This window comes from Bacteroides sp. OM05-12, from assembly GCF_003438995.1.
GTDB lineage: Bacteria > Bacteroidota > Bacteroidia > Bacteroidales > Bacteroidaceae > Bacteroides.
Window position 1 is genome coordinate 1 of sequence record NZ_QSUN01000031.1, and the last position, 25,241, is coordinate 25,241.

Consider the following 25,241-nt stretch of genomic DNA (forward strand, 5'->3'; position numbering starts at 1 on the left):
AGGCGAGTACTCGGAAACCTATCATAGAAATATGACAAGGCGTTGGGTACTTAGCCTACACATATACCACCGAAGAAACGGAAAAAATGGAACTTTTCGCTTTATCCGAAAAGTTAGGTGGCAATCTCGAACTGGCTATCAAACGGCTTGCCGAAAGCAAGCGAAATCCCGAAAAATAATCAATCAACAATTTAATAATCAATCAGTATGAAACATTTAAAATTCCTGTTTCCGGTGCTGTTATGCACCTTGTTACTGGGGCTTTCTTCCTGTAAGGAAACGAACGCCGACCGTCTTAGGGCGATGCGTGGCGACTGGGAAAGCGTGAAAAACCGTCCGGCGTTTACCCTCTTTGAGGAAAACGGGCATTACCGGGTAACGACCTATCGAAAGACCTACCGGGGGACTATCCAAACGGAAACCTATCAGATTTCAGAACAAGACGGAAACCTGTTCATCGAAACGGGGTTGTCCGTCCTGCTGACTTATGACAAAGAGAATGACCGGATTCTGCTTTCTCCCGGCGGAGAATATAAACGGAGTAACCAACCAATAAAGAAGTAAGCGTATGAAAACAAAGATTATAATGCTGCTTGTAGTATGCAGCCTGTTTGTCGGAAAGGTAAACGCACAATGGGTGGTGAGTGACCCCGGCAACTTGGCGCAAGGGATTATCAATGCGTCAAAGAACATCATTCAGACTTCTTCGACCGCACAGAATATGATAAAGAATTTTCAGGAAACGGTAAAGATTTATCAACAGGGAAAAGATTATTATGATGCCTTAAAATCAGTGCATAACCTTGTCAAAGATGCCCGGAAAGTACAAAAGTCTATCCTGCTTATCGGTGAGATTTCCGACATCTATGTGAACAGTTTTCAGAAGATGCTTTCGGATGAAAACTATACGCCGGACGAGCTTTCGGCGATTGCCTACGGATATACCCAACTGTTGCAGGAAAGTTCCGATGTGCTGGAAGAAATGAAAAGCGTGGTGAACATCAACGGGCTTTCCATGTCGGATAAAGAACGGATGGACGTTATCGACCGGACGTATAACTCCATCAGGAACTACCGGGATTTGGTGAGCTACTATACCCGGAAAAATATTTCTGTTTCCTACCTGCGGGCGAAAAAGAAAAAGGACACCGACCGGGTAATGGCTTTGTATGGTTCGGCGGATGAACGTTACTGGTAACTTCTAAAAATAAGTAGTATGTTATTAGCAATCGAATTTGATAACCTGCATCAGATTTTACGAAGTCTGTACACGGATATGATGCCACTTTGCGCAAACATGGCGGGGGTAGCCAAAGGAATAGCGGGACTGGGGGCTTTGTTTTATGTGGCTGCCAAAGTATGGCAGTCGCTCGCCAGTGCCGAACCGATAGACGTTTACCCTTTGCTCCGTCCTTTTGTGATTGGTTTCTGTATTATGTTCTTTCCCACACTCGTACTGGGTACGATTAACAGCGTGATGTCGCCAGTAGTCAAGGGGTGTAACAATATGCTCGAAACGCAAACTTTCGATATGAACGCCTACCGGGAACAAAAGGACAAACTGGAATATGAAGCGATGGTGCGCAATCCGGAAACGGCTTACCTTGTTTCGGATGAAGCATTTGATAAACAGATTGACGAATTGGGATGGTCTGCCAAAGATATTGCCACAATGGGCGGTATGTACATGGATAGGGCAGCCCACAATATTAAGCAATCCGTCCGGGATTGGTTCAGGGAACTTTTGGAACTGCTCTTTCAATCGGCAGCCCTTGTGATAGACACTATCCGAACCTTTTTCTTGATTGTCCTTGCCATACTGGGTCCGATAGCCTTTGCCATCAGTGTATATGATGGCTTTCAGGCGACACTGACCCAATGGATAACAAGGTACATTTCCGTTTACCTGTGGCTACCCGTTTCAGACCTGTTCAGTTCCATTCTTGCCCGAATACAGGTGCTTATGCTCCAAAAGGATATTCAGGAGCTATCAGACCCCAATTTCGTACCCGATAGCAGCAATTCAGTGTACATAATTTTTATGATAATCGGTATCATCGGTTACTTCACAATTCCCACCGTATCGAACTGGATTATTCAGGCGGGCGGAATGGGCAACATGAGCCGGAATATAAACAGTGCAGCTAACAAAACAGGTAGCGGAGTTGGTGCGGTAGCCGGAGCAGCCACCGGGAACGCTGGCGGCAGGGTCGGCGGTAAACTAATCAAAAGTAATCAATAATTAAAAATCAAGATGGAATTTAAAAGTTTAAAGAATATTGAAACCAGTTTCAAACAGATACGGCTTTTCGGTATCGTGTTTGTCGTTATGTGTACCCTGATAACGGGTTATGCCGTTTGGAACTCCTACACGTTTGCCGAAGCGCAACGGCAAAAGATTTATGTGCTGGACGGTGGCAAATCGTTGATGCTTGCGCTTTCGCAAGACCTGACACAAAACCGTCCGGTCGAAGCAAGGGAACACGTGAAGCGTTTTCACGAACTCTTTTTCACGCTCTCACCGGATAAGAACGCTATCGAAAGCAATATCAAACGGTCGCTGTTCCTCGCTGATAAGAGCGCATTTAACTATTACCGTGACCTCTCGGAAAAGGGATATTACAACCGTATCATTTCAGGCAATATCAGTCAGACCATACAGATAGACAGCGTTTCTTGCAATTTCGATGTGTACCCGTATGCGGTGGCTACCTATGCCCGCCAAATGATTATCCGTGAAAGCAGCGTGACGGAAAGAAGCCTTGTCACCCGTTGCCGGTTATTGAACGCCGTAAGAAGTGACAACAACCCGCACGGCTTTATGATGGAAAGTTTCGAGATAACGGAAAACAAGGACTTGAACACCATAAAGCGGTAAGCCATGATACGGAAAATTCTCTCTCCGGTTAATCAGGCAATTACCCATGTGCAGGACTGGGCGGATGAAAAACTCCGCCGCCTGTGCGGGCGCATGACACCGGAAATAAGGCTGGCGGTAATCCTGCTTATGCTCCTGTTCTTCGGCGGGCTATCCATCTACTTTACGGTATCATCCATTTACCGGATAGGAAAAGAGGATGGCGAAACCATACGGATAGAACACATCAGGCAGTTGCAGTTACAAAGTAAAGACAGTACGAACATTTTTAATCAGTCAGACAATGGAAGAAAAAGAAGTGAAAAATGAAGTTCCCGCACCGGAAACGGACAGGAAGAAAGAACCTGAAAAACAGGTAAAGGAAAAAAAGGAACTGACCCCACAGCAGATACAGCAACGAAAAAAGATGCTGGTTTACCCGCTTCTGGGACTGGTTTTCTTGGGGTCTATATACCTGATTTTTGCACCGTCCGATAAGGACGAAGCAAAGGTGGAAAGCGTGGGCGGATTTAACGCCGATATTCCGCAGCCCAAAGGGGACGGGATAATCAGCGATAAAAAGACAGCCTACGAACAGGAACAAATGGAGAACAAACAAGCAGACAAGATGCGCTCCTTGCAGGATTTTGCCTTTTCGCTCGGAGAGGAAAACGGGAACGGGGAAGATTTGACCCTGATAGATGATGCTCCGGCAGAAAAACCGAAAACCAATGTAATAGACTTCGGGGCGGGTGCGCCGAACAATAGCCGTTCCTCTATCCGGTCTTCGGCGGCAGCTTACCGGGACATGAACCGTCAGTTAGGCAGTTTCTACGAAACGCCGAAAGAGGACAAGGAAAAAGAGGAATTGAAACGTCAGGTGGAAGAACTCACTGCCCGGCTCGATGCGAAAGAAAACGGTGCGGGCAGCATGGATGAACAGGTGGCTCTTATGGAAAAATCCTACGAACTGGCGGCAAAATACATGAACGGACAGAACGGGCAAAGCGTACCACCGCAACCGGGACAGATTGCACAGGTCGCACCGTCCGCACCTGTTCAGGGCAAAGGAAATGCCACACCTGTAAAATCGGTATCGGACAGGACGGTTTCAGGATTGCAACAACCTATGAGCAACGCCGAATTTGTCGCCGAATACAGCAAGCCACGCAATTACGGGTTTAATACGGCGGTCGGCAGTGGTTATTCGATGGGAAAGAACACTATCCGGGCGTGTGTTCATAACGACCAAACACTTATGGACGGGCAGACCGTCAAGCTCCGGCTGTTAGAACCGTTACAGGCGGGGAACGTGATTGTCCCGAAAAACAGCCTTGTTTCAGGAAGTGCCAAAGTACAGGGGGAACGGCTCGTCATACTGGTGTCCTCGCTCGAATATGCGGGTAACATCATTCCGGTGGAACTTGCCGTTTACGACAGTGACGGGCAAAAGGGGCTTTCCGTCCCCTCGTCACTGGAACAGGAAGCAGCAAAAGAAGCGATGGCGAATATCGGTGCGGGACTGGGTACGAGCATTTCCTTTGCGCAAAGTGCCGGGCAGCAGGTCGCAATGGATATTACAAGGGGCTTGATGCAGGGCGGTTCACAATACCTTGCCAAGAAGTTCAGAACGGTAAAAGTACACCTGAAAGCGAACTATCAGGTGATGCTTTACGCCAAACAGCAATAATCTATTTATCAATTATCAACCATAAAAATTTCAATCCAAATGAAAAAGTTAATTATCATGTTCGCCCTACTCTTGGGCGTGGTTTCAATGAAAGCACAAAGTAACGATTTGTATCAGGGTATTACTAAAAAGCTGCCTTACCGCCAAATGGTGACACCTTACGGCGTACAGGTGACGTTCGCCAAAACGGTACATATCATTTTCCCGTCTGCCGTTAAGTACGTGGACTTAGGCAGTAACTACATCATTGCCGGAAAAGCGGACGGGGCGGAAAATGTTGTCAGGGTCAAGGCTACGACAGAGGGCTTTCCCGGTGAAACCAATTTTTCCGTTATCTGTGAGGATGGCAGCTTTTACAGTTTTAACGCAAAATACGCACACGAACCGGAAATGCTGAACATCGAAATGAAAGACTTCTTGGAGAATGAGGATACAACAGATTTCAGCCATACCCGGATGAACATCTATTTCCGTGAACTGGGTAACGAAAGCCCGCTTTTGGTAAAGCTGATTATGCAGTCCATCTACAAAAACAATGACCGGGAAATAAAGCATTTGGGATGCAAGCGGTTCGGGGTGCAGTTCTTGGTAAAGGGCATTTATTCGCATAACGGGCTGTTCTACTTCCACACACAAACAAAGAACAGTTCAAACGTGCCGTTTGATACCGACTTTATCCGTTTCAAGATTGTGGATAAGAAAGTAGCCAAAAGAACGGCGATTCAGGAAACCGTTATCGACCCGGTGCGGAGCTATAACGAGATACTGGTTATCGGCGGCAAAAGTACCGTCCGCACCGTGTACACCGTTCCGCAGTTCACTATCCCTGACGATAAGATATTAGTTATCGAACTGGTGGAAAAGAACGGGGGCAGACACCAAACTATCCGGGTGGAGAACTCCGACATCGTGGCGGCAAAAGTGATTAATGAACTTAAAATCAAATGAACATGAAAAGGATATGCTGTATTATATCCCTTTTTGTGCTGTGCCTGACTTTCAACCAGGCACACGCACAAAGATGTCTGCCGGGAATGAAAGGTTTGCAGGTTACGGGCGGCATGGCGGACGGCGTTCACTGGAACAGTAAAAGTGATTTTGCCTATTACTTCGGGGCTGCCATGAGTACCTATACCAAAAACGGGAACAGGTGGGTTGTCGGCGGGGAATATCTCGAAAAGCATTACCCCTATAAGGATTTGCAGATACCCGTAAGCCAGTTTACAGGTGAGGGCGGTTACTATCTGAATTTCCTTTCAGACAGAAAGAAAACCTTTTTCCTTTCGCTGGGCTTGTCTGCCCTTGCCGGGTACGAAACAAGCAACTGGGGCGATAAATTGCTGCCCGATGGCTCGACCCTGACCGATAAGGACGGTTTTGTCTATGGCGGTGCGCTGACGCTGGAACTGGAAAGTTACATTACCGACCGGGTGGTGTTCCTGATTAACGCAAGGGAAAGATGCCTGTTCGGTTCTTCAGTCGGAAAGTTCCATACACAGTTTGGCGTGGGACTGAAATTTATAATGTGATAAACTAACCTATTATATATAATGTATATGAGAAAGATTATAAGCCGCATTTTGATAGGCTGCTATGTAATGGCCGCCTTGTTATTAGTGGGTGCGTGTAATGACAACGTGGATATACAGCAGTCTTACCCGTTCAGTATCGAAACGATGCCAGTGCCGAAAAAATTAAAAGTGGGTGAAACGGCGGAAATACGCTGCCAGCTTCACCGGGACGGGCGGTTTGAGGAAACAAAGTATTTCATCCGCTATTTCCAGCCGGACGGGGCGGGAACACTGAAAATGTCCGATGGGACGGTTTTACTGCCGAATGACCTATACCCGCTTCCGGGTGAAACATTCCGGCTTTACTATACTTCCGCATCGACCGACCAACAAACGGTAGATGTGTATTTTCAGGATAGCTTCGGGACGTTACAGCAATTAACATTTTCATTTAACAATGACAATAACAAGGAAGAAGAAAACAAATAAAGTAAAAAGGACATGGTTAAAATAGAATTGGATATAAACGGTATTTCATTTTTTGTAAATACCACATGGAAAACGGATGCAGTTCCGGTAGTCGGTGATATTGTGATAGTGGATAAAGAAAGCATTTCCCAATTTGACCGGGTGGAATTAAGGAAAACACCGTCTAATCAGGCTTTCAGGTGGGCGGATGAAGAAGATAATGCACCCGTACTGGAACATTTCGATTTTGATACGGAAATGGTTGTCAAAAAGCGGACGTGGAAATTTGATGCCGAAGATGAAGAAATGGTATGTGTTCTGAAAGTAACCTTTCTGCACCATGAGGAATAATATCAGGTTTCAGATATACTATCCTTATGATATGTAATTTCTTTATGGCTTTGGCTGCCTTTTACCTGTTGGTGGGTGGCTGGTGCTGGCATGAAATGAAATACGCTCCGACCGATAAGGAACTATGGGGCGAAGAATTGGAATGATGCGTTATGCGTAATGTTATGATAGATAATCCGGCGGGTATTTCCCGGCGGGTTATCTTTTTATAGGGAATGGAAACAGGTTTCTTTGCTATCTTTCTTTTTCCGCTTCGGCTCACGGAAAGAAAGTAGCGGCGGCATTTGCCGCCGTTCTTCATTAACCGATTATAATGTCCTTTATGGGTGTGTTATGTTCAAACCACTCTTTTACACATTCCATATTATATTCACTCGTTATAACTGCCTTATCTACGTCTATGGGCGTGAAACGGGTGCTTTCGTAGCTATCTATCCAGCCTTTCAGGGAACAGACACCCCATGTTTTCACATCTTCAAAAATACCGTCCAGTGTGCCGATAGGGTCGCCGAAAGTAACTATCATTGCATCGAATGTCGTTTCGTCGGGCAACAGTTCCAAATATTTCAAAGACCCGAAACCGTCTATTTTACGTCCGAAAGACCAGTCATAGGAATAAAGTTCATCCCCCCACTGGTGCGGCGTGTCAAAACGTACTTTCACCTGCACGGAATGTTCGTTTTCTTCTACGGCTTCAATAATACCCGTTACCAGTAAGCCCGTAAATATACACTTGCAACGTCTGCCGATAATCCTTTTATTTACTTCTGTCGTTTTCATAAATGTAACTTTTAAATTGTTATTGTACCTTTTCTTTTTTCGCCATCCATTCATCCCGCCGTTTGCGGCACTCGTCAAGTGTTTTGGCAAGGGTGCTGAACAGTTCGCCGTCTGTATGGCGGTAATCATATTGATAATAGATTTGTCCCCTAAATGCGCCTAAACAGCATTTTACATATTTTTCCTCTCCCGGTGTTTGGGTAATGCTTACCCCGTTTTTGTTTAAACTTTCCATATTGTTATAATTTAAAATGAGTTGTCAGATAATCAGAAGTGAAAGCAGCACAATGAAAATAAATGCCATAAAAAACAGGTAAACGGCAGAGATAAGCAGCCGGAGAACGAACCGGATAATAAAAAAGCCTATGATTAGGGCTATCCACATTCCGGCGGTGCTGGTGGCTGCCTGATAGATGATAAAAGCAAGTATGAACCATCGTAAAAAAGTCGTTATCTTATTATATACTTTCATTGTCTTGGTGTGTTGTGGGTGGATTGCTCCACCCGGTTAGTAATCAGGCGCAACGGAAAACAAAACCGTTATCCATCCAGTAATCAGTCATAAACAGGTCACGGGCAAAAGCCGAATAATCAAAATAGGTCTTTGCGAACTCCGGCAGGTCGTAACATTCCTCTACGATTTCATAGGCGTAATCTTCCTCGTCCTTATATTCTCCCTGATATTCGTCCTCAAAAGAAGAAATAAGGTCGTCCGCATCTTCTTCGCTTATATCGCTGTTGTGGTGGTCGCACCATACGAAAAACGCTTCCTGCTCGGTTTCGCTTAGTTTCTCGATGGCATCCCGAAGCTCAAAGAACTTATCGGAAAGCCAACTTTCGGAAATCAGGGCTTCCGGGATATTCTCGTAATCCTGAAACATAAATTCCGGGTCTTGGTCGTCCTTGTGCAGTTCCCGGCACGCTTCCATAAATTCGTCCTTGTCCGAATAATCGGAAAGGTCTAACCACTTGCCGAAAAGTGAACCACTGTTATACTTGTTGTAAGTACCTACATAAACTCTTGCTTCTGATAATGTTACTGTTTCCATGACTTTTGAATTTTAATTGTTTGCATCGCTTGTCGCCCACCACATAAATTTTTCCTTTAACTGAATGGGAACATTGTCTTTTCAAAGGTTCGGGACTGGTACAGGGCAAATTATTATTTATGAAATACTACCCGCAGGTGTGGAGATTTCTAAAAAATAATTTGAACAGTAACAGGCACGGATATACCTTTGACAATGTTCCAATCAGTTTTAGGGAAAATTTTTCTCTTGTTTAAGAGGATAGAAACAAAAGCCATCAGGCTTTTTGTATTGGATAATGAGAGAGTAAAAAAAGGGCTTATAAAAGCCCCTCGTCTGTAAAACTGTAATAGCTTTCTTCTGTCAGGATGATATGGTCTAACAGGTGTAAATCCAAGACCTTGCAGGCTTCTTTTATTTTTGAGGTGATTTGCTTGTCCGGTTCGCTCGGACGTAGATTGCCCGATGGGTGGTTATGTGAGAGGATGATGCCCGAAGCATGGACTTTTAAGGCTGTTTGCAGGATGATTTTCACGTCCATTACAGTTTCAGCCATGCCGCCTTTAGAGATAAGGGAAACGCCTAAAGCCTTGTTTGCCCGATTGAGGAACATTACATAACTTTCTTCGTGGTGTTCCATACATTCGGAATAGAAAGGTTTTAAGTAAGAATAAGAAGTTTCAGAAGAGAGTATTTTTATTCTTTCGGATGCTTTTACATTGTCTTTATAAGAGATAGTGATTTCCGGCATGGTAAATTCTGTTGTTTTCATAACGCTTGAATTTTAAATTAAACAATAAGAAATTTTGCCGGACACCCACAGTTTGGCGGGGACTTCAACCTAATCTTTTCAAAAAATACGACCCGTAGGTGTGGAGATTTTTTAGAAAACCGGAACGGTTCAGATTTGGTACTTGTCCCCGCCGGGCTGTACCTTTGCTAAAATTTGTGATTGAGATACATTACTTTAGGGAACTGAAAAGGGGTATCACTGGTGACACCCCTTAGACAACCGAATACCTTAAACCGTTATTCGTCATAGGTTCTATATCCTATCGGTTTGCGTGGTTTTGGTTGGGGTTTGCTTAGTAACTGGGTAAGTGCTTGGTAAACTTCGCTGAATTGTGCGTCCGTACTCTGTTCCAGTTCTTCAATGCGTTTAAGAAGTTCCTCGTAACCGATTGACATTTGGCGCATGAGGACGAAAGCACGCATGATGGAGATATTCACCTTAACGGCTGTATCGCTTCTTAAAACGGATGAAATCATGGCGACCCCTTGCTCGGTGAACACAAAATTTTGATAACGAGAGCCACCCCATCTTGAGGTCACAGTTTGTGACCTCAAGTTTGTTTCGTCCCCTGTTTCTTTTTCTAAGGTCATAACTTGTGACCTTAAAGATTCCATTTCCTCTTTGGTAAGCTGAAACATAAAGTCGTCCGGGAAGCGGTCGATATTACGTTTTACAGCCTGTTTCAATGCTTTTGTTTCCACTTGGTAAAGTGCCGCAAGGTCACTGTCGAGCATGACACGGCAACCTCTGATTTCATAAATCTTGCTTTGGATGATTTGTAAGTCCATAATTTCGTCATTTAGATGTTAATAATATTGTTCTCTTTTAATTTCTCTGAAACTTTTTCCATTGCCTTGTATAGCTGAAAATCAGTAACTTTTCCACAGTTCAAAGACTTTCTTTCTGTGAGTTTATTTACTGTTTCTGTTGCTAAACCGTTACCCTTTAAGATAGTGTAAACGAACGTATGTCTTGCAAAATTGAAGGTAAGCTGCTTTTCTATTTTACATTCTTCGCCTACTTCTTTAAGGTAGTAATTCATCTTTTGAATGCTGGGTACAGGCAGCAGTAATCTTGTGCTATTTGAATATTCACTGTATTTCTCTAAAATAATACGTGGTATATCCAAAAGAGGAATATTCATTGGAACGCTGCTTTTCTGTATATAAATCTTTATCCAGTATTTCCCGTTAGGAGTAACGACTAAATTCTTTGTAGTCAGATTTTTAATATTGCTATAATTTAATCCTGTGAAGCATGAAAAGAGAAATATATCCCGGATTTTGTCTAAACGTACTGTTGTAAATCGGGCTTTCAAAATAAGACTAACTTCTTCTAATGTTAGGCAAGTATTTTTAATTGGTAATAATTTCATATATCAATTAATTATAAGATTATTAGTATGTAGTTGGTAAGGAACTGGTCACAGTTTGTGACCAGTTCCGGTTCTATTATAAAGTAACAGGGCTTTTGATATTGATTTTTTGTGCCAATAATTCCATGTCGTTACTCAACTTCGTATCTATCACTTTTGCGTATATTTGTGTAGTGCGAATATCCGTGTGTCCCAGCATTTTAGAAACACTTTCTATGGGTACACCATTGGCTAAAGTAATGGTCGTTGCAAACGTATGGCGGGCAAGATGGAAGGTGACGTTTTTGTCAATTCCGCATACGATGGCAATTTCTTTCAAATAATCATTCATCTTTTGATTGCTGATAACTGGTAATAGCTGACCGTTTTTAAGTTTTCCCTCGTATTTGTTCAGGATAGCTTTCGGAATATCCAGTAACCGGATATTCGATGTTACTTTTGTCTTGTGACGCTTCTTTATAATCCACAAATTATCATCAAATGCCAAACGTATATCGTTGCTGGTTAATTCGCATATATCCACGTATGAAAGTCCCGTATAGCAGCTAAAAATGAATATATCCCGCACTTGTTCCAACCGTTTTGAAGCAAAATCTTTATTGCATATCCTGCTTATCTCGTCCTTGTCAAGATACCCTCTTTCTATATACTCGAATTTGAGTTTATAATTGGCGAACGGGTCGGCAGTAATCAATCCCGTACCTTGTGCAAAGTTTACCACCGTGCGGAAACGCTGGATAAACTTCATTGCCGTATTGGGTGAACAGTCGTGGTTCTTTATTATATATAGGTAGAAGTTTTCGATGAATACCTTGTTGATTTGGCGTATCGGCATATCTGATACACGATATTCATCTTTCATGTATTCAGTCAGGCGTAACTTGGTTAGTTCGTATCTGCTGTATGTTTTGGGGGTCGCTTCTCCCGCTTCGACCTTTTTCTTGTATTGGTCGTTGTGTTGAGTAAAAAAAGAAATAATGGTATTTGCTTCTTCCTCTTTTCCCAATAGTGCATTTTTCACGCTTTCGGGTGTAACATAACTATCCCGCATTAATTGATTGTGGAAGTGGGAACGTATATTTGCTTTGATGTCGTCCAGCATGGAGTTAAGCCTTTGTATCTCCATAGATTTACCTGTGGCTCTGCCGGATTTCCAGTTAGTTTCTAATACTTCTAACTTGGTATTGAATTGGGTCTGTTTGCCGTTGATTGTGATACGGGCATGAATGGGTACTAAACCATTCTTTTTCATCTTGTCTTTTTTCAGGTAAAACAATACGCTGAAAGTACTTTTTTCATTCTTCATAATCTCACTTTTTTTAGATTGCAAAACTAATTTTAATCACTGTAAATGAGATAAATAGAGTATAGACAAATCACGTCAAAAGTAAGCCATTTTCTGACAATCGTACCCCCTAATCGTTTTTTGGGGAAGGGGGTACGATTTGGATACTCAACCGTGTCTTTTCGTGCCCCTTTTTTGTCTTTTAAGCAAGACTGAAACAATAAAAAAAGTCCTACAATACGTTGATATTGTAGGACTTGTCTCTTTTTTGTCGCCGTTTGGCTTTGTTCTTATGTGATCCGCCTGGGGCTCGAACCCAGGACCCCAACATTAAAAGTGTTGTGCTCTACCTGCTGAGCTAGCGAATCAATCCTTTTTATTGCTGTTAAGCGGGTGCAAAGGTATAACTATTTATTAAAAGTCCAAAATTATTTTATACTTTTTCCTATATTTGTACCGAAATATATTCGACACATTATATATATAGAAATATGGCAGATGATAAGAAAATAATTTTTTCGATGGTAGGAGTGAGCAAGTCCTTCCAAAATAATAAGCAAGTGTTGAAAGATATCTATCTATCTTTCTTTTATGGAGCTAAAATCGGTATTATAGGTTTAAACGGTTCGGGTAAGTCAACTTTGTTGAAAATCATTGCAGGCTTGGATAAATCGTATCAAGGCGAGGTTGTGTTTTCACCAGGTTATTCTGTTGGTTATCTGGCTCAGGAACCTCATTTGGATGATACTAAAACCGTAAAGGAGGTTGTGATGGAAGGTGTACAGCCTATTGTTGATACTTTAGCGGAATATGAAGAGATAAACCTTAAATTTGGTTTACCGGAATATTATGAAGATCAAGATAAGATGGATCAACTCTTTGCTCGTCAGGCTGAATTACAAGATATTATAGATTCTACTGATGCATGGAACTTGGATAGTAAATTGGAAAGAGCAATGGATGCATTACGTTGTCCACCTGAAGATCAACCGATGAAATTTTTATCCGGTGGTGAGCGTCGTCGTGTAGCATTGTGCCGTTTGTTGCTTCAAAAACCTGATATTTTATTGCTTGATGAACCTACCAACCATTTAGACGCAGAGTCTATTGATTGGCTGGAACAGCATTTACAGCAATATGAAGGTACGGTGATTTGTATTACTCATGACCGCTATTTCCTTGATCATGTTGCAGGATGGATTCTGGAACTCGACCGTGGTGAAGGTATTCCTTGGAAAGGAAATTATTCTTCTTGGTTGGAGCAAAAGACCAAACGTATGGAAATGGAGGAGAAAACAGTTAGTAAACGCCGTAAAACTCTTGAAAGAGAGTTAGAGTGGGTGCGTATGGCTCCGAAAGCTCGTCAGGCTAAAGGTAAAGCTCGTTTGAATTCTTATGATAAGCTTTTAAATGAAGACCAAAAAGAAAAAGAAGAGAAGCTCGAGATCTTTATACCGAACGGTCCTCGTTTAGGAAATAAAGTGATTGAAGCTATTGGAGTACAGAAAGCTTATGGTGATAAGTTGTTGTTCGATAATCTTAACTTTATGTTGCCACCAAATGGCATTGTTGGTGTTATTGGCCCTAATGGAGCAGGTAAAACAACTCTTTTCCGTTTAATTATGGGCTTGGAACAAGTGGATAAAGGAACGTTTGAAGTGGGAGATACCGTGAAGATTGCTTATGTAGATCAGCAACATAGGGATATAGAGGCTGATAAAAGCGTTTACCAGGTGATTTCCGGTGGCAACGAGTTGATTCGTTTGGGAGGCAGAGATGTTAATGCCCGTGCTTACTTGTCACGTTTTAATTTTTCCGGTGGTGATCAAGAGAAACTTTGCGGTATGCTTTCCGGTGGTGAACGTAATCGTTTGCATTTAGCTATGGCATTAAAAGAAGAAGGTAACGTTCTATTGCTTGATGAGCCTACCAATGATATTGATGTAAATACACTTCGGGCATTGGAGGAGGGCTTGGAAGATTTTGCGGGCTGTGCTGTTGTTATTTCGCATGACCGCTGGTTCCTTGATCGTATATGTACTCATATTTTAGCTTTTGAAGGAAATTCGGAGGTGTTTTTCTTTGAAGGATCGTATTCAGAGTATGAAGAAAATAAATTAAAGCGTTTGGGTGCTGAAGAACCTAAACGGGTACGTTATCGCAAATTGATGGAAGATTAGTAAATAAGTAGTTATAAAACAATAGTTTATAGACCTTTGCATTGTTCAAGTGCAAAGGTCTTTTTGTGTTTATTTTGGAAGAATTTGATTTTTCGTTAAAAGATGAAATGCAAATGTAATGTATAACTAAATAATATTAATTATCTTTGTTGCGCTTTTAGATGAATTGATCTTTAGTATTAATCTAACCAATTACATTATGTTATTAAAAAGAATGCGATCTTTTTTAGTAGTAGCAATGTTAATGCTTACTACTTTGGTTAATGCCCAGGTTACTACTGCCAGTATGAGTGGTAAAGTAACTGCCCAGAATGAAGCTGTTATCGGCGCAACCGTATTAGCCATTCATGAACCTTCCGGTACCAGGTATGGAACAATCACTAATGTTGATGGTCTTTTTTCAATCCAGGGAATGCAAGTTGGAGGACCATATAAAGTGGAGATTTCTTATGTTGGTTATCAAACGGCAATTTATAAAGGAATTAATCTTCAGTTGGCTTCCAACTATGTATTAAATGTTTCAATGCGTGAATCTTCGGAGCTACTTGATGAAATTGTTGTGGTAGGTTCTTCTAACAGTAATATGAATAGTGACCGTGCCGGGGCTATTACTAACATTAATAGTCAGCAAATGGCTGCAATCCCGACTGTTAGCCGTAGTATGAATGATATTATGCGTCTTTCTCCGCAATCTTCTTCTACAACAAATGGTTTTGCTGTAGGTGGAGGTAACTATCGCCAGTCATTTGTTACGGTGGACGGTGCCGCATTTAATAATATGTTCGGTATTGGACAGAATCTTCCGGCTAACGGTTCTCCGATCTCATTGGATGCATTGGAACAGATTTCTGTTTCTGTAACTCCGTATGATGTTCGTCAGAGTGGCTTTACCGGTGGTGCTATCAATGCGGTTACAAAATCCGGTAGCAATCAGTTTAAAGCTACGGCCTATACTTATTTAAATAATCAGAATTTAAAAGGTATACATGTACGTGATTATGATTTAACTCGCTCTAAAGCACAATATTATACTTATGGTGCAAGTATAGGTGGACCGATTATCAAAGATAAATTATTCTTCTTCGTAAATGGTGAATATGAAGATAATATAACTGCCGGCCCTACTGCCATAGCACGTGTTGATGAAAATGCTGAGTGGAATAAAAATAATGTTCATCGTCCTACTGTTGCAGACATGGATATGATGAGTAAGTATATGAGCGAAACTTACGGATATAAGACCGGTCGTTATTCCGGTTATGATGTGTCTACTCCTGCTTATCGTGTGATGGCTCGCGTTGATTGGAATATTAACTCCAATAATAAGTTGAACTTCCGTTTTACAAAAACACATACGAAAGATTCTAATTCTCCTTCCAATTCAACTTCTCCGATGAGTAATACTACGATATATCCGGGACATGGAGCTGGTGGTTCGCGTAGTTCTAATTATGCGTTAACTTATGAAAACTCCCGCTATTACCAAATTCGTGATTTTATGAGTATTGCTTCCGAATGGAATGCTCGTTTTATGGATGGAAAGATGAATAACGTGTTACGTGTTGCATATTCTTATCAGGATCAACCGAGAGAAACAGACGGTTCTTTCTTCCCGACTGTCGATATCTTGAAAGATGGTGATGTTTATGCTTCTTTCGGACCGGACCCATTTACTTATGGTAACTTGAGTCGTGTAAAAACAGTTACTGCTACGGATGAATTGAACTATTCAACAGGAATCCATAATATGACTGCCGGTGTACAATATGAATTTGATCATTCGGAAAATGGATTTATGCCTGCAGGTGCCGGATATTATGTGTTCTCTTCATGGGATGATTTTGTGAATAAAAGAAAGCCTTCTGCTTTTGCTATTACTCATCCGAATAATAACAGTCTGACTCAAGAAAATGCAACCTTCAATTATGAACAGGTATCCCTTTATTATCAGGATGAAATGGCATTCTCTGAGAATTTTAAATTGACGGCAGGTTTACGTTTGGAAGTTCCTATTTATCCGGCTCTGGATAATAATTACAATAAAGAATTTGCAGATTTGCTGTTTCACGGGAAGCATTATTCTACTAGTACAATGCCTAAAACTACGGTAAATCTTTCTCCGCGCGTTGGATTTAACTGGGATATGACCGGTGAACGTAAATATGTGCTTCGTGGTGGTATGGGACTTTATACAGGACGTATCCCATTTGTATGGATTGTATCGACCGTTGGTAATTCTAATGTAGGTCAATATTCAATGTTTACATATAATTCTAATGAAGCTCCTAACTTTAGTCCGACTTTGCCGGGTATTTTGAACGAAATGTATGGTGGAGCTTTTGTGGAAAAAGATCTAACAGCACCGCAGTCACCTACTATTATGGCGGAAGATTTGAAAATGCCTTCTACATTTAAGACATCTTTGGCTTTCGATGCTAAATTGCCGGGAGATATTGATTTTACTTTAGAGGGAATCTTTAATAAAGATATTAATCCAATTGTTGTTACTAATGTTGGTTTAAGTGATCCAAGTGAGTTTAAATTATCGGAAAATGATAATCGTCTTTATTACGGATATAGTTTTGTTAATAAGAATAGTGAAAGGAAAAATGTTGCCCCTTATTTAATAGAAAATGGTGGGGATAAAGCTTATTATTATTCTATTTCTGCTCAATTACGTAAGAACTTTAATTTTGGTTTGGATTTATCATTTGCTTACACTTATTCACATGCTAAATCATATAGTGACGGAATCGGTGACCAGGTTACTTCTGCTTGGAAAACAAATACTTATTCTGTGAATGGGTCGAATGCACATGAGATTGGATATGCCAGCTATGTGGCTCCAAGCCGTATTATTGCTTCTGTAGGCTATCATAAGGATTATGCAAAGAATTTCGGTTCTTCTGTTTCATTGATTTATGAAGGAAGCCAATTAGGTTATTCTAATATCTATTCTTATTCTCGTTACGGATATACTTATAGTAATAATCCTGTGGACGACGGTGGTGCTAATCCATTGATGTATATTCCGAAATCTAAAGATGAACTTACTTTTTTGGATATTAAGAGAGGTGTAAACAGTAAAGGCGAAACTGTGACATATTCAGGTGAAGGAAATCCTGGTGATCAGGTGATATATACTGCTGCACAACAAGCTGAAGATTTTTGGAATTTCCTTAATCAGGATGACTACTTAAGTAAACATAAAGGTGAATATGCAGAAAGAAATGCTGCAATTATGCCTTGGCATCATCAGTTTGACTTTAAGTTTATGCAGAACTTCTATCTTAATATCGGAAAACAACGTAATACATTGCAGTTTGGAATTGATATTATGAATGTAGGAAACTTGTTATGTAATAAGTGGGGGCTTTATAAACAAACAACAACCAACGCAACATCTCCTTTGAAAGTTGCTACGGATTTAGAAGGAAAACTTGTTAATAATAATGGTATGCGAGCTTTCAATATGAATAAGGATGGTTCACAAACTTTGACTAAGACATTCAAAGATTACCAAGGATTTGGTTCTACTTATTCAATACAATTCAGTGTACGTTATATCTTTAATTGATATATCAGGAATAAGATAACAAACAAGTAAATAAAAAGTGTCCGGAAGGTAAATCCTTTCGGGCACTTTTTTTGATATATGGGGGCAAAATCAGATTGCACGACTATATCCTTCATCCTTCAGTTATGATGCAATGGATTGTGCATGAGTTGTTTATCCTGAACTTTAATTTTCGTAGGCTGACAGAGTTATAGATTAAAAAATCATCTTGGTTGTTTTAAAAAACATGAGGTTTCTCAATTTCCCCGCTTGAGCGGGGGTAGGGGGTGTGTGAATTGTCTAAAGTTGAATAATTAAAGAAAGATCACACACCTCTTAATCCCCGCTCAAGCGGGGAAACTTGGATACTTTGATTTTGACACATTCCGGTGTTTTTCTACAATCAACCTTATGTTTGTTTTTAAAGATACGGTCGTTTGTTTACAAACTCCTATCGTTTGACGAGAAAGGTGCGGTCCTTTATTTTTAGAAAATACTTTCTTGCACTGAAGCTTTTTTATTGGAATCTTTCAGGATAACCCATTTATACATTGATGTTTAAAAGAGGACTGAAGGATGAAAGAACTTGTTGGTAATTCCGTTTTTAGTGACTTTTTTACTTCGTAATATCGAATAAATAGGTAACTTTTGCAGAAATGGTGGTGTGGGCGGAACGTTCGAAATAATCTTTCTTGCTACTGTTAAAAAAGTCACCCAATCCGAAGTAATATCTTCCTTCTACAAGGAAATTACCGGCTCCGGTTCTAATCTCGACACCTGCACCTCCTACAATACCATAGTCGAACTTCTTTTCGACCATCTTGCCATGCTGTTCATAGGGATATTTCTCCCAATCGCCTCCATAATTCTCTTTTTCACTGATGAAATAACCTAATTGCGGACCGGCATTGACGAAAAATTGTGCTCCACGGTCTTTTCCAAAAGCCAAATGTACAAGAAAAGGCATTTCCAGATAATTCATGACACGATTATATGTATATGGCTTTTCTTCCGGATCTTCTTTCCAGCCTCTTTGGGAGTAGTTTAACTCCAGTTGTACTCCGCAAATCATGGCGAAGTATTTTTCGGAAATATAACGGGCTGTTACACCGAATGTAGGTCCTAATTGAAATTTTTCTTTTACCCGCACTGCGGATTCAAAACTAACCTGACTAAGATTAACGCCTCCGTTTACTCCGATAGCCCAGTTATTTCGAAGTTCTCCGATCTGAGAAAATGCGGGTAAACAGCATATAAGCAATAGTGCAGCAAGAATATGTTTGTAACTCATTGGTTATTCAAAGTCTAATTTAACTAATTCGTAGTCTTTGGTGAAGTGTACAAAGAATACTTTTTTATTGATAAATCCTCCCCAGTTGTTCACACGGTCAAATTTGAATCCGGTTTGTATAGGAGTCACGTTTACGTCTTTGATATACTCATCAAAGTTGCTTCCGTAGCGAGACAAAGCTTTTAGAAAGAAAAATCCCGTATCAAATCCTAACATTCCGAATTTAGGATAACTGTTGGTCATGTCTTTACCATACCATTTCCGGTAGTTATTAGTGAAATTAACAGCCGAAGGAAACAGGTTGTTCGTGTAGAATGAGGAATAGAAATAAGTATCTAACTCATAAAAGCCATCTAAATGGTCTTTCGTATAAGTTTGCCATTCCGGGTATCCGAACAGATTGATTTTTTGTTCGGGGTTTTCTCTTGTCAATAAAAGTAATTGTGGTAACGTTTTGATTAACATTATATTGGAACCGGAGGTCGGAATAAATATGTTCTCTTTACCGCTTACAAGCAGTTTTTTAAGATTGTCTTTCGTGGCGTTTGCACTTACCGATTGATAAGGTATGGAATGACTTTTCAATTCTTGCTTCAATCCTTGTATAAAGTCGGTCTTTTCCTTATCTGTATTGTCGGTTTGCAGTATGATAACGTTCGCATTCGGGAATTTTCGGGTGAAATGCTCGTAAACTTCCGAATATAAATATGATTGAGGGGTATTTATCTGATAAACGTTCGGATTATTAAATACCTCGCTTCCTTTTGATGAGAATGGGATTACCAGATTGATATTATTGTTGCGCGCGAAGTCTGCCAAGGGTTTAATGTGGGACGAGTGCATCGGACCGAAAATAATATTCATCTCTTTCAGTTCTTTTCTGTTTAGAATAGGAGATAAAGAAGACTTGGCATTTCCCGAATCATACGTATATAAATCAATTGAAACCCCGCTTTTTTTCAGACTATCTACCGCCATCAGGAAACCTTCATAGTATTCTACCATTCTGTTAGCCTCGCTTTTATTGGTTTCATCCAGGAAAGGCAGAATGATTGCGGCTTTTATCGTAGATATTTTTTTGCTTTCTTCTCTGTTTTTGGCAAACAATTCATTATCGCTTACTGGTTTTTCTTTATTAGTTTGCTCTTTCTGAGATTGTTGTGCGGAAGAAGGGTAGGGTATGCATAAGAATGTTCCTTTCTTCATTCCCTGTTTTAGTTCCGGATTAGCTGCGATTAACTCTTGTTCAGTAATACCGTATTTACGGCTTACGCTGAATATTGTTTCTTTTTTAGCAACTTTGTGCATATCCCTGCACTTTGATTTTCCATCCATAGCAGGTGATTGTGTTTCCGGAGTAGAAGGGTTCTTGGCAGAAGTTTGTTCTTTTATTGTTTCTTCTGTAGAAGGTATTACAATAACTTCCCCTATTCTAAAGTTGTTGGCACTAAGTCCGGGGTTGGCATCACAAATGGCTTTTGCCGAAATGCCGTATTTTACCGTAAGTTGATAAAGTGTTTCCTGCGGCTGGATAGTGTGGAATAACTGAGATTGCTTATGTCCTTTTGCCTGGGGTATTTTCAAGGTTTGTCCGGCATAAATCTTTTCATCACATCCCGGATTCAAACGTATGATATCTGCTTGGCTCACATTATACATACTGGAAATAGAGTACAGGCTTTGTCCTTTTTCTATTGTATGTAAAAAATAAGGTTCCGAAAGAGTTGTATTTTCCTGTGCTGTGATGTGTATGCACGGAGAGCTTATTAATAATAATGAGACTAACAGGCAATTAATTAATTTCATTTGTTTTCTTGTAAAAATATGAATTAGAATACGAATGACAAAGGTAAGAAAAAGTAATTTATTCACATTATATAATCAGTTAAGAAAATATTATTAGGCTTTTTAATTAAATAATTCATGCGGAAACATTAATTTTGCAAACCTTACGTTATACTGATAGTACGTAATAATATAATAAGGAGTATGAATCAAAGAAATATTGTAAATAGGTTATTGGTTATTGTATTACTGGCAGTGGTGACGTCTTTCTTTCCGGTTTATGCACAGCAGATGAATCCGCTACTTTACTCTACTGAGACAAACGGCCAGCAATCCGTCGATACTATTGATGCAGCAGAACCGTTTGTTGCTGCTGCGCCGATGAAGCTTGTTTGTGAGTCTCGTATCGAAGCACCGGAAGGTTATACTTGGAGATGTGAATGGAACCGTTCGCTTTCGCCTGGATTTGAGACGAATGAGTTGACCCGTTTTGAAGATGATACTGAGTTCTCTTTCTATGATTCGGGTACTTATTACATCCGCTTGCTGGTAACTTTTACAGATGCGGACGGCAATTCATCACCGGAACCGGAAGTTTCTGCGACCTATACAATCAAAATCAGTGAGTCCGAACTAAAAGTACCGAATGCTTTTTCTCCTAATGGAGATGGTATAAATGATATTTTCAAGGTGCATTATAAGTCTTTGATAAAGTTTAATGCCTACATCTTCAATCGTTGGGGGCAGCAGCTCTATCATTGGGGATTGTCTGAAATCGACGGCGGTTGGGATGGTTCTTATAAAGGGAAACAGGTAAAAGACGGAGTTTATTTTGTAGTGATAGAGGCAGAAGGCTCTGATGGAATAAAGTATAAACATAAGGGAGATATAACCATACTTCGGGGATTTAGCGGGACCGGCTCGAATGATTCCACGACTGGAGGAGAATGATAATATGATAGACGAAACAGAACTTATAAATGTATACGGTGCGCGTGTACATAATCTTAAAGATATAGATGTAGAAATACCCCGTAACAGTCTGACTGTAATAACCGGATTGAGCGGGAGCGGAAAATCCTCATTAGCTTTTGATACCATTTTTGCGGAAGGACAAAGACGTTATATAGAAACGTTCTCTGCTTATGCACGTAATTTTCTGGGGAATATGGAGCGCCCGGATGTCGATAAGATAACAGGATTGAGTCCTGTTATTTCTATTGAACAGAAAACTACCAATAAGAACCCTCGCTCTACGGTGGGAACGACAACAGAAATATACGATTATCTTCGTTTGTTGTTTGCAAGGGCAGGAGAGGCGTATTCTTATTTGTCCGGTGAGAAGATGATTAAATATACGGAGGAACAGGTTCTGGATTTGATTCTGAAAGAATATGAAGGAAAGAAGATTTATTTGCTGGCTCCGTTGGTGAAGAGTCGTAAAGGTCATTATAAAGAATTGTTTGAACAAGTTCGCAAGAAAGGCTATCTGTATGTCCGGGTGGATGGTGAAATTCGTGAAGTCACTCATGGCATGAAGCTCGACCGTTATAAAAATCATGATATTGAAGTTGTCATAGACAAGATGGTGGTTAATTCGAATAAGGATGACAAGCGTCTGAAACAGAGTGTGGCGACAGCTATGGCACAAGGTGACGGCTTAATCATGATTTTGGATGCGGAAGAAATGGGACTTCGTCATTATAGCAAACGCTTGATGTGCCCGGTGACCGGACTCTCTTATCGTGAACCGGCTCCGCATAATTTCTCTTTTAATTCTCCGCAAGGGGCTTGCCCTCGTTGCAAAGGATTGGGATATGTCAACCAGATAGATATAGATAAGGTAATACCGGATAGGGAGCTTTCCATTTATGACGGTGCGATTGCTCCGTTAGGGAAGTATAAGAATACTATGATTTTCTGGCAGATAGCAGCTTTGCTGGAGAAGTATGATACGGACATAAAGACTCCGGTTAAGGAGTTTCCGGATGATTTGATTGATGAAATTCTTTATGGTTCAGACGAACGGATTAAGATAAAAGCGTCCGTGATACACACATCTTCGGACTATTTTGTATCGTATGAAGGTATTGTGAAGTATATCCAGATGATGCAAGAGAAGGATGTATCCGCTACTGCGCAGAAATGGGCGGAACAATTCGCACGTACAGCCGTATGTCCGGAATGTAAAGGTGCGCGATTAAATCAGGAAGCCTTGCATTTTCGTATCCATGATAAGAATATCTATGAATTGGCTTCGATGGATATTTCGGAACTATATGATTGGCTGATGAATGTAGATCCGTTCTTGTCTGAGAAACAAAGTAAGATTGCAGTCGAAATATTGAAAGAGATCAGGGCCAGATTAAGATTCCTTCTGGATGTCGGACTGGATTATCTCTCCCTGAATCGGTCGTCCGTATCATTGTCGGGCGGTGAAAGCCAACGTATTCGTTTGGCTACGCAAATCGGTTCGCAGTTGGTTAATGTCCTTTATATATTGGATGAACCGAGTATCGGGCTTCATCAGCGTGATAACTTACGTTTGATTAATTCCCTGAAAACATTGCGGGATTCCGGTAATTCGGTTATTGTGGTAGAGCATGATAAAGATATGATGCTTGCTGCCGACTATGTTGTGGATATGGGGCCGAAAGCCGGACGTCTGGGAGGAGAAGTCGTTTTTGCAGGTACACCACAGAAGATGCTCGAAACGGAAACGCTTACTTCCCAATATCTTAACGGACAGAAAAAGATCGATGTTCCTGTAAAGCGGAGAAACGGAAACGGGCACTCTCTCAAGCTGAATGGTGCCGTAGGCAATAATTTGAAAGGCGTTGATGTAGAGTTTCCTCTAGGTAAGTTGATTTGTGTAACGGGAGTATCGGGTAGCGGTAAGTCTACTTTGATTAATGATACCTTGCAACCTATCTTGTCGCAGAAGTTTTATCGTTCCTTGCAAGATCCTCTTCCTTACGATTCGATTGAAGGGTTGGAGTATATAGATAAGGTGGTGAATGTGGATCAGTCGCCTCTTGGCAGAACTCCTCGTTCCAATCCGGCTACTTATACGGGGGTATTCTCTGATATCCGCAGTTTGTTTGTCGGTTTGCCGGAAGCTAAAATCAGAGGATATAAACCGGGACGGTTCTCTTTTAATGTAACCGGAGGACGTTGTGAAGCATGTAGCGGAAACGGTTATAAAACCATAGAAATGAATTTCTTGCCGGATGTATATGTCCCATGTGAGGTATGTCATGGAAAACGTTATAACCGTGAGACGTTGGAAGTGCGTTATAAAGGAAAGTCTATTGCAGATGTTCTTGATATGACGATAAATCGTGCGGTTGAATTCTTTGAGAATGTGCCGCAGATATTGAATAAGATAAAAGTGTTACAGGAGGTCGGTTTGGGATATATAAAGTTGGGGCAGTCGTCCACTACGCTTTCCGGAGGAGAAAGTCAGCGTGTGAAACTAGCTACCGAGCTTTCGAAACGAGATACGGGTAAGACGCTGTATATACTTGACGAGCCGACCACCGGATTGCATTTCGAAGATATCCGTGTATTGATGAATGTATTGAATAAGTTGGTGGATAAGGGCAATACGGTTATCGTGATAGAACATAATCTGGATGTTATCAAGATGGCGGATTATATCATAGATATGGGTCCGGAAGGTGGAAAAGGAGGGGGGCAGTTGCTTTCTACCGGTACACCGGAAGAAGTGGCCTTGAGTGGCAAAGGTTATACGCCGAAATTCATAAAAGAAGAATTAGGATTATGACAAAGATTAATAAGACAAATGTAGCTCGCTTGCTTGATAAAGCGAAAGTGGAATACGAGCTTATACCCTATGACGTAGATGAAAACGATCTTTCTGCAGTTCATGTGGCTGCCAGCTTAGGCGAGGATATAGAACAGGTATTTAAAACATTGGTATTGCAGGGAGATAAAACGGGATATTTTGTTTGCGTTATACCCGGAGAGCATGAAGTCGATTTAAAGTTGGCAGCAAAGGTTTCAGGTAATAAAAAGTGTGACCTGATACCAATGAAAGAACTTTTACCACTGACGGGATATATTCGTGGCGGTTGTTCTCCGATTGGTATGAAGAAACATTTCCCGACTTATATCCATGAAACCTGTATGTCTTTTCCTTATATATATGTAAGCGCCGGTGTGCGAGGTTTACAGATAAAAATAGCTCCGCAGGATTTGATTCGGGAAGCTAAAGCCGAAGTCTGTGGAATTGTCTAAAAATAACCCAAGCTTACAATAAACGTTGTAA

Annotated in this window: 25 protein-coding genes, 1 tRNA gene and 1 pseudogene; 16 read left to right on the forward strand and 11 right to left on the reverse strand. The window is 40.9% G+C overall.

The genetic code is table 11. The features are described from left to right. Nucleotides 1-56: 56 nt before the first annotated feature. From DXB63_RS18445 to DXB63_RS16050, 11 genes and pseudogenes are all read left to right on the forward strand, one after another. Nucleotides 57-179 (forward strand): annotated as a pseudogene (locus tag DXB63_RS18445) (TraG family conjugative transposon ATPase); the annotation flags it as partial. Nucleotides 180-207: 28 nt separating this feature from the next. Further along, complete coding sequence (locus DXB63_RS16005) at nucleotides 208-564, forward strand: DUF3876 domain-containing protein (protein ID WP_011107103.1); 357 nt, start codon at nucleotides 208-210, stop codon at nucleotides 562-564. Between the two features lie 4 nt (nucleotides 565-568). Continuing rightward, entirely contained in the window at nucleotides 569-1,198 is a 630-nt protein-coding gene (locus DXB63_RS16010) for a DUF4141 domain-containing protein (protein ID WP_120145318.1), read from the forward strand. Between the two features lie 18 nt (nucleotides 1,199-1,216). Further along, complete coding sequence (gene traJ / locus DXB63_RS16015; protein WP_122127402.1) at nucleotides 1,217-2,242, forward strand: conjugative transposon protein TraJ; 1,026 nt, start codon at nucleotides 1,217-1,219, stop codon at nucleotides 2,240-2,242. Nucleotides 2,243-2,254: 12 nt separating this feature from the next. Continuing rightward, nucleotides 2,255-2,878, forward strand: coding sequence for a conjugative transposon protein TraK (traK, locus tag DXB63_RS16020; RefSeq protein ID WP_015532621.1), 624 nt, complete (start codon nucleotides 2,255-2,257; stop codon nucleotides 2,876-2,878). Nucleotides 2,879-2,881: 3 nt separating this feature from the next. Continuing rightward, nucleotides 2,882-3,187, forward strand: a complete 306-nt coding sequence (locus tag DXB63_RS16025) for a TraL conjugative transposon family protein (RefSeq protein WP_122127403.1) — start codon at nucleotides 2,882-2,884, stop codon at nucleotides 3,185-3,187. Further along, on the forward strand, nucleotides 3,162-4,547 hold the full coding sequence (gene traM / locus DXB63_RS16030) for a conjugative transposon protein TraM (protein WP_122127404.1): 1,386 nt from the start codon (nucleotides 3,162-3,164) through the stop codon (nucleotides 4,545-4,547). The genes DXB63_RS16025 and traM overlap by 26 nt, the downstream gene beginning before the upstream one ends. A gap of 39 nt (nucleotides 4,548-4,586) precedes the next feature. Further along, the gene (traN, locus tag DXB63_RS16035; protein ID WP_118158788.1) at nucleotides 4,587-5,495 is read left to right on the forward strand and encodes a conjugative transposon protein TraN; all 909 of its coding nucleotides are present in this window, start codon (nucleotides 4,587-4,589) and stop codon (nucleotides 5,493-5,495) included. A 2-nt stretch (nucleotides 5,496-5,497) separates the two neighbouring features. Then, nucleotides 5,498-6,076 carry a conjugal transfer protein TraO gene (locus DXB63_RS16040; RefSeq protein ID WP_044301369.1) on the forward strand — a complete coding sequence of 193 codons (579 nt, stop codon included), beginning with the start codon at nucleotides 5,498-5,500 and terminating at the stop codon, nucleotides 6,074-6,076. A gap of 21 nt (nucleotides 6,077-6,097) precedes the next feature. Further along, nucleotides 6,098-6,547: a DUF3872 domain-containing protein gene (locus DXB63_RS16045; RefSeq protein WP_122127405.1), complete on the forward strand. Its 450-nt coding sequence runs from the start codon at nucleotides 6,098-6,100 to the stop codon at nucleotides 6,545-6,547. 12 nt (nucleotides 6,548-6,559) lie between these two features. Next, the gene (locus tag DXB63_RS16050; RefSeq protein ID WP_117981700.1) at nucleotides 6,560-6,877 is read left to right on the forward strand and encodes a hypothetical protein; all 318 of its coding nucleotides are present in this window, start codon (nucleotides 6,560-6,562) and stop codon (nucleotides 6,875-6,877) included. Nucleotides 6,878-7,177: 300 nt separating this feature from the next. Here the strand turns inward: DXB63_RS16050 and DXB63_RS16055 are convergent, their stop codons facing one another. From DXB63_RS16055 to DXB63_RS16100, 9 genes are all read right to left on the reverse strand, one after another. Then, nucleotides 7,178-7,657: a hypothetical protein gene (locus tag DXB63_RS16055; protein WP_122127406.1), complete on the reverse strand. Its 480-nt coding sequence runs from the start codon at nucleotides 7,655-7,657 to the stop codon at nucleotides 7,178-7,180. Nucleotides 7,658-7,676: 19 nt separating this feature from the next. Then, nucleotides 7,677-7,892 carry a DUF3873 domain-containing protein gene (locus DXB63_RS16060; RefSeq protein ID WP_007483934.1) on the reverse strand — a complete coding sequence of 72 codons (216 nt, stop codon included), beginning with the start codon at nucleotides 7,890-7,892 and terminating at the stop codon, nucleotides 7,677-7,679. Nucleotides 7,893-7,916: 24 nt separating this feature from the next. After that, nucleotides 7,917-8,129, reverse strand: a complete 213-nt coding sequence (locus tag DXB63_RS16065) for a hypothetical protein (protein ID WP_044166134.1) — start codon at nucleotides 8,127-8,129, stop codon at nucleotides 7,917-7,919. Between the two features lie 43 nt (nucleotides 8,130-8,172). Continuing rightward, a complete protein-coding gene (locus tag DXB63_RS16070) occupies nucleotides 8,173-8,706 on the reverse strand; it encodes an antirestriction protein ArdA (RefSeq protein WP_122127407.1) in 534 nt (177 codons plus the stop codon). A gap of 298 nt (nucleotides 8,707-9,004) precedes the next feature. After that, nucleotides 9,005-9,457, reverse strand: coding sequence for a RadC family protein (locus tag DXB63_RS16075; protein WP_007216044.1), 453 nt, complete (start codon nucleotides 9,455-9,457; stop codon nucleotides 9,005-9,007). A gap of 257 nt (nucleotides 9,458-9,714) precedes the next feature. Next, complete coding sequence (locus tag DXB63_RS16080; protein ID WP_025814922.1) at nucleotides 9,715-10,266, reverse strand: ORF6N domain-containing protein; 552 nt, start codon at nucleotides 10,264-10,266, stop codon at nucleotides 9,715-9,717. 11 nt (nucleotides 10,267-10,277) lie between these two features. After that, nucleotides 10,278-10,853: a site-specific integrase gene (locus DXB63_RS16085; protein ID WP_122127408.1), complete on the reverse strand. Its 576-nt coding sequence runs from the start codon at nucleotides 10,851-10,853 to the stop codon at nucleotides 10,278-10,280. Between the two features lie 76 nt (nucleotides 10,854-10,929). Beyond that, nucleotides 10,930-12,159: a site-specific integrase gene (locus DXB63_RS16090; RefSeq protein ID WP_122127409.1), complete on the reverse strand. Its 1,230-nt coding sequence runs from the start codon at nucleotides 12,157-12,159 to the stop codon at nucleotides 10,930-10,932. A gap of 274 nt (nucleotides 12,160-12,433) precedes the next feature. Then, nucleotides 12,434-12,506: transfer RNA gene (locus tag DXB63_RS16100), tRNA-Lys, on the reverse strand. Between the two features lie 123 nt (nucleotides 12,507-12,629). On the opposite strand from DXB63_RS16100, the gene ettA reads away from it, so the two are divergent. Both ettA and DXB63_RS16110 read left to right on the forward strand, forming a co-directional pair. Continuing rightward, complete coding sequence (gene ettA / locus DXB63_RS16105; protein WP_122127410.1) at nucleotides 12,630-14,318, forward strand: energy-dependent translational throttle protein EttA; 1,689 nt, start codon at nucleotides 12,630-12,632, stop codon at nucleotides 14,316-14,318. Nucleotides 14,319-14,532: 214 nt separating this feature from the next. Continuing rightward, nucleotides 14,533-17,895, forward strand: coding sequence for a carboxypeptidase regulatory-like domain-containing protein (locus DXB63_RS16110; protein ID WP_233522882.1), 3,363 nt, complete (start codon nucleotides 14,533-14,535; stop codon nucleotides 17,893-17,895). Between the two features lie 595 nt (nucleotides 17,896-18,490). Here DXB63_RS16110 and DXB63_RS16115 read toward each other — a convergent pair. Both DXB63_RS16115 and DXB63_RS16120 read right to left on the reverse strand, forming a co-directional pair. Then, nucleotides 18,491-19,165, reverse strand: a complete 675-nt coding sequence (locus DXB63_RS16115; RefSeq protein WP_122127412.1) for a porin family protein — start codon at nucleotides 19,163-19,165, stop codon at nucleotides 18,491-18,493. A 3-nt stretch (nucleotides 19,166-19,168) separates the two neighbouring features. Next, nucleotides 19,169-20,971, reverse strand: coding sequence for a LysM peptidoglycan-binding domain-containing protein (locus tag DXB63_RS16120; protein WP_122127413.1), 1,803 nt, complete (start codon nucleotides 20,969-20,971; stop codon nucleotides 19,169-19,171). A 183-nt stretch (nucleotides 20,972-21,154) separates the two neighbouring features. Here DXB63_RS16120 and DXB63_RS16125 point away from each other — a divergent pair, with 183 nt between their 5' ends. The 3 genes from DXB63_RS16125 to ybaK are packed head-to-tail and all read left to right on the forward strand — an operon-like array spanning nucleotide 21,155 to nucleotide 25,210. Next, nucleotides 21,155-21,901, forward strand: a complete 747-nt coding sequence (locus DXB63_RS16125; protein WP_122127414.1) for a gliding motility-associated C-terminal domain-containing protein — start codon at nucleotides 21,155-21,157, stop codon at nucleotides 21,899-21,901. Nucleotides 21,902-21,905: 4 nt separating this feature from the next. After that, nucleotides 21,906-24,737, forward strand: a complete 2,832-nt coding sequence (gene uvrA / locus DXB63_RS16130) for an excinuclease ABC subunit UvrA (RefSeq protein WP_122127419.1) — start codon at nucleotides 21,906-21,908, stop codon at nucleotides 24,735-24,737. After that, nucleotides 24,734-25,210, forward strand: coding sequence for a Cys-tRNA(Pro) deacylase (gene ybaK / locus DXB63_RS16135; RefSeq protein WP_122127415.1), 477 nt, complete (start codon nucleotides 24,734-24,736; stop codon nucleotides 25,208-25,210). The genes uvrA and ybaK overlap by 4 nt, the downstream gene beginning before the upstream one ends. The last annotated feature ends 31 nt before the right edge of the window (nucleotides 25,211-25,241 follow it).